The following is a 2,904-nucleotide window of genomic DNA, read 5'->3' as shown; positions in this document are numbered from 1 at the left end:
GGCGCAGGCGCCCGCCGCCGAGGTGGAAGCCTCGCGGGGCGCGTTCGGCCAGCGCACCGGTGGCGGAGATGCCGGACCGCAGAACCGCTCGGAGCGCCGCGCCCAGGAGCGCAAGGGGCGCTGACGCACGAGCACGAACGGAACCCCCTCGGCCGATGAGGCGAGGGGGTCCCGCTCGTTCGTGAGGCGGGTTCCGCGGCTCCTCAGAGCACGCTGATGGCGCTCGCGCGCCAGCGCTGGTCCATGCCCTCGAGTCGGATGGCGACGGCTCGGGCCCTGGCCTTCTGGTGCACCATGACCACGGCCTCGAGCACGCCGTCGGCAGGCTCGCAGAGGTGCACCGTGCCCACGGTGAACGCCGGCCGCTGGGGAGCCTGCCCCTTGACGCGTCGTGCGCGCGCGGCGAGCACCACGCGCTTCGACAGGTTGCGGTAGACGTCGTCGGTGACCCAGCGGGCGAGCTGGTCGAGGTCGCGCGCCCCGGCGAGCACCTCGATGACGCAGTGGGTCAGGCTGCGCAGCAGCGGCTCGGGATCGGGGAGTTCGCTGCGACGTGCCGGCTGACGTCCGAAGAATTCGTCGTCATCGAGGAACTGCGGGGCAGCACCACGCATCGGTGCGCGGCCGGCGGCAGGGCGTGCGGTCATCTCGGCTCCATTGAGGGGATGGCGGCGACCTTCGGCCACCGGTTGGATCACCCCCGATCGGGGGACGTCGGGGAATCCTAGAGTGAACCGTATGCATCCGCGCCGACACGTGTCAAGGATTTCGGCCGCCTGTGGAGAACGATCCGATCACGGCGTGCCGGAGGGTAGCGTGCGTGCATGCGATGGGACCTGCTGTTCGACGACCTCGAGTCGCAGCTCGACCATGAGCAGCGCGAGGAGGAACGCGCCCTGGCGCTCGAGGAGGAGCGCCTGCGCCTCGGGCGGCTGAGCCTTCGGGATCGACTCACGGCGATGGCCGAGGAGGCCGGCGACGACCCCTCCGCGTGCATCAGGGTGGAACTTCGGGGCGGCGAGGTGCACGACCTGCGCCCGCTCGCCTTCGGACGGGACTGGATGAGCGCGGGCCTGCACGGGCCCGCTCCCGGTGCGCGCCAGTGCATCGTGCCGCTCGCCGCCATCGCGGCCGTCCTGCCCGGCCGGACCCAGATCGAGGCGAGCCTGCGCCCCGTTCCCGGCTCGGCAGCGCGGCTGGCCGAGCGCATCGGCCTGCCGTTCGTCCTTCGCGACCTGTGCCGCAGGCGACTGCCGGTGCAGCTCGCCACGGATGACGGCAGGGTGCACGGCACACTCGACCGGGTGGCGCGCGACCACCTCGACCTGGCGGTGCACGAGGCGGGAACGGTGCGACGGGAGCGGGAGGTGCGGGGCGTCCGGATCGTCCCGTTCGACCGGATCGTGCTCGTCTCGTTCGGCTGAACGGCGCGGCGGCTCAGTCGACCGGGCGGAGACGCGCGCTGCGCGCGCCCGAGAGCTCCGTCACGTTCGCGAACTCGCCCTGATTCCAGAGGGAGTGCCTCCGCGTGGCCTCGTACTGGTCGTCGATCCAGAGTTCGAGTTGGGTGCGCTCGACCCGCCAGGGGCCGGAGGCGCCCACCCGGATGGCCGGAAGTTCGCCCGAGCGGATCAGCTCGTCGACCGTCGCGACATCGACCGCCAGCAGCTCCGCCGCGTCGGCGACCGTGAGGAAGCGGCCGATCTCGTCGCCTGAACCGGGAGTGGTCATGAGACCAGTATCGACCTGTCGCCGGATGCGGTGGGCAGGTGTGGATAACTTCGCAGGGTCCTCCCGGGTTCGGGTGACGATGGAGACCGGCGCTCGCGCCGGCCGCTCAGGCCCGACCCCCGAAAGGACGCCGATGGCTCGTCGACCCGCACGCTCGGAGCGTGGCGCCCTCCGCCTCGACCCGCGCCTCGTCATCGGCATCGTGCTCGTCGCGGCCTCGACGACCGGCGTCTGGGCGCTCGTGAACGGCCTCGACGACGCGATCGAGGTGTACTCCGTGCGCGACACGGTCACCGCGGGCACCCGCATCGACGCGGACGACCTCGTCGTCGAGTCGGTGCGGCTGGGGTTGACGGCCGAGCGCTACCTCGCGCCCGAGGCACTCGGCGACGGCGGCCTCGTGGCGACCCGCACGATCGAAGCCGGAGAGCTGGTGCCGCGTTCCGCCGTCGATGACGTCGACCGCACGGGCCTCGCGACGGTCGTGGTCCCGAGCCGCGGCACGCTCCCGAGCGAGCTCCGCGTCGGCTCGACGGTCGATGTGTGGTCGGCACGTGAGATCGAGCGCGGCGCGTACGAACCCCCGGCCGTGCTCGTCGCGGGCGCCGAGGTCGCCGGCATCCGGGAAGCCGGTGGAATGGTGGACTCGGGCGCGACCTCGGTCGAGCTCGTCATCCCCAGAGACAAGGTCGCGGCCCTGCTCGGGTCACTCGCGGCCGAGGATGCGATCGACCTCGTTCCGGCGAGGGTGAGCGACTCCCGATGACCCGGCTGGCGCTCGCGCTCGACCCGGCGACCGAAGACCGCCTGCTCGCCGATGCGGTCGAGCACGGCCACACCGTCGTCGCCCGCCTCGTCGGGTGGCGCGACGTGGTCGACAGCCTCGACGTGCTGGCTCCCGACGTGGTGCTCGTGGGTGCCGGCCGGGTCACGCTCAGCGCCGACCTGCTCGACGCGTGCGATGAACGAGGGATCCGGGTCATCGCCCTCGCCGGAGGTGATGGCGAACGAGCGAACGCGACGCAGCTCGGCCTGCACGAGGTGATCGATCGGTCGGCGAACTGGAGCGAGATCGAGCCCCTCGTCCGAGGCGGGGTCCCCGTGCCGTCGCGCGTCGGCGAGCGGGCGCCCGGCGCCCGGCGATCGGCAGAGGTCATCGCCGTCTGGGGGCCG

At 72.6% G+C, this 2,904-nt stretch carries 4 protein-coding genes and 1 pseudogene; 3 read left to right on the top strand and 2 right to left on the bottom strand.

Annotation, left to right across the window (positions count from 1 at the left end; genetic code table 11):
- Positions 1–203 precede the first annotated feature (203 nt).
- Positions 204–647 (bottom strand): Rv3235 family protein, encoded by a 444-nt coding sequence (locus GH736_RS20375; RefSeq protein WP_159606575.1) that lies wholly within the window; start codon positions 645–647, stop codon positions 204–206.
- Between the two features lie 177 nt (positions 648–824).
- Between GH736_RS20375 and GH736_RS20370 the strand changes: the two genes are divergently transcribed.
- Positions 825–1,424: a hypothetical protein gene (locus tag GH736_RS20370; protein WP_159606573.1), complete on the top strand. Its 600-nt coding sequence runs from the start codon at positions 825–827 to the stop codon at positions 1,422–1,424.
- Positions 1,425–1,437: 13 nt separating this feature from the next.
- Here GH736_RS20370 and GH736_RS20365 read toward each other — a convergent pair whose 3' ends face one another.
- Positions 1,438–1,731: a helix-turn-helix domain-containing protein gene (locus GH736_RS20365; protein ID WP_159606571.1), complete on the bottom strand. Its 294-nt coding sequence runs from the start codon at positions 1,729–1,731 to the stop codon at positions 1,438–1,440.
- A 133-nt stretch (positions 1,732–1,864) separates the two neighbouring features.
- Here GH736_RS20365 and GH736_RS20360 point away from each other — a divergent pair, with 133 nt between their 5' ends.
- On the top strand, positions 1,865–2,497 hold the full coding sequence (locus GH736_RS20360; RefSeq protein ID WP_159606569.1) for an SAF domain-containing protein: 633 nt from the start codon (positions 1,865–1,867) through the stop codon (positions 2,495–2,497).
- Positions 2,494–2,904, top strand: a pseudogene (locus tag GH736_RS20355) (septum formation inhibitor-activating ATPase); the annotation flags it as partial. The gene GH736_RS20360 and the pseudogene GH736_RS20355, both read left to right, overlap by 4 nt.

Origin of the sequence: Agromyces humi, assembly GCF_009720255.1 — a bacterium.
Classification (GTDB): domain Bacteria; phylum Actinomycetota; class Actinomycetes; order Actinomycetales; family Microbacteriaceae; genus Agromyces; species Agromyces humi.
Note: the sequence above shows the minus strand (reverse complement) of the source record. Positions and strands in the feature narration are given on the sequence as shown.

Excerpts from the sequence above, each read along its gene's own strand:
- GH736_RS20370 (WP_159606573.1), top strand. The coding sequence starts at position 825 with ATGCGATGGGACCTGCTGTTCGACGACCTCGAGTCGCAGCTCGACCAT.
- GH736_RS20375 (WP_159606575.1), bottom strand. The coding sequence starts at position 647 with ATGACCGCACGCCCTGCCGCCGGCCGCGCACCGATGCGTGGTGCTGCC.
- GH736_RS20360 (WP_159606569.1), top strand. The coding sequence starts at position 1,865 with ATGGCTCGTCGACCCGCACGCTCGGAGCGTGGCGCCCTCCGCCTCGAC.
- GH736_RS20365 (WP_159606571.1), bottom strand. The coding sequence starts at position 1,731 with ATGACCACTCCCGGTTCAGGCGACGAGATCGGCCGCTTCCTCACGGTC.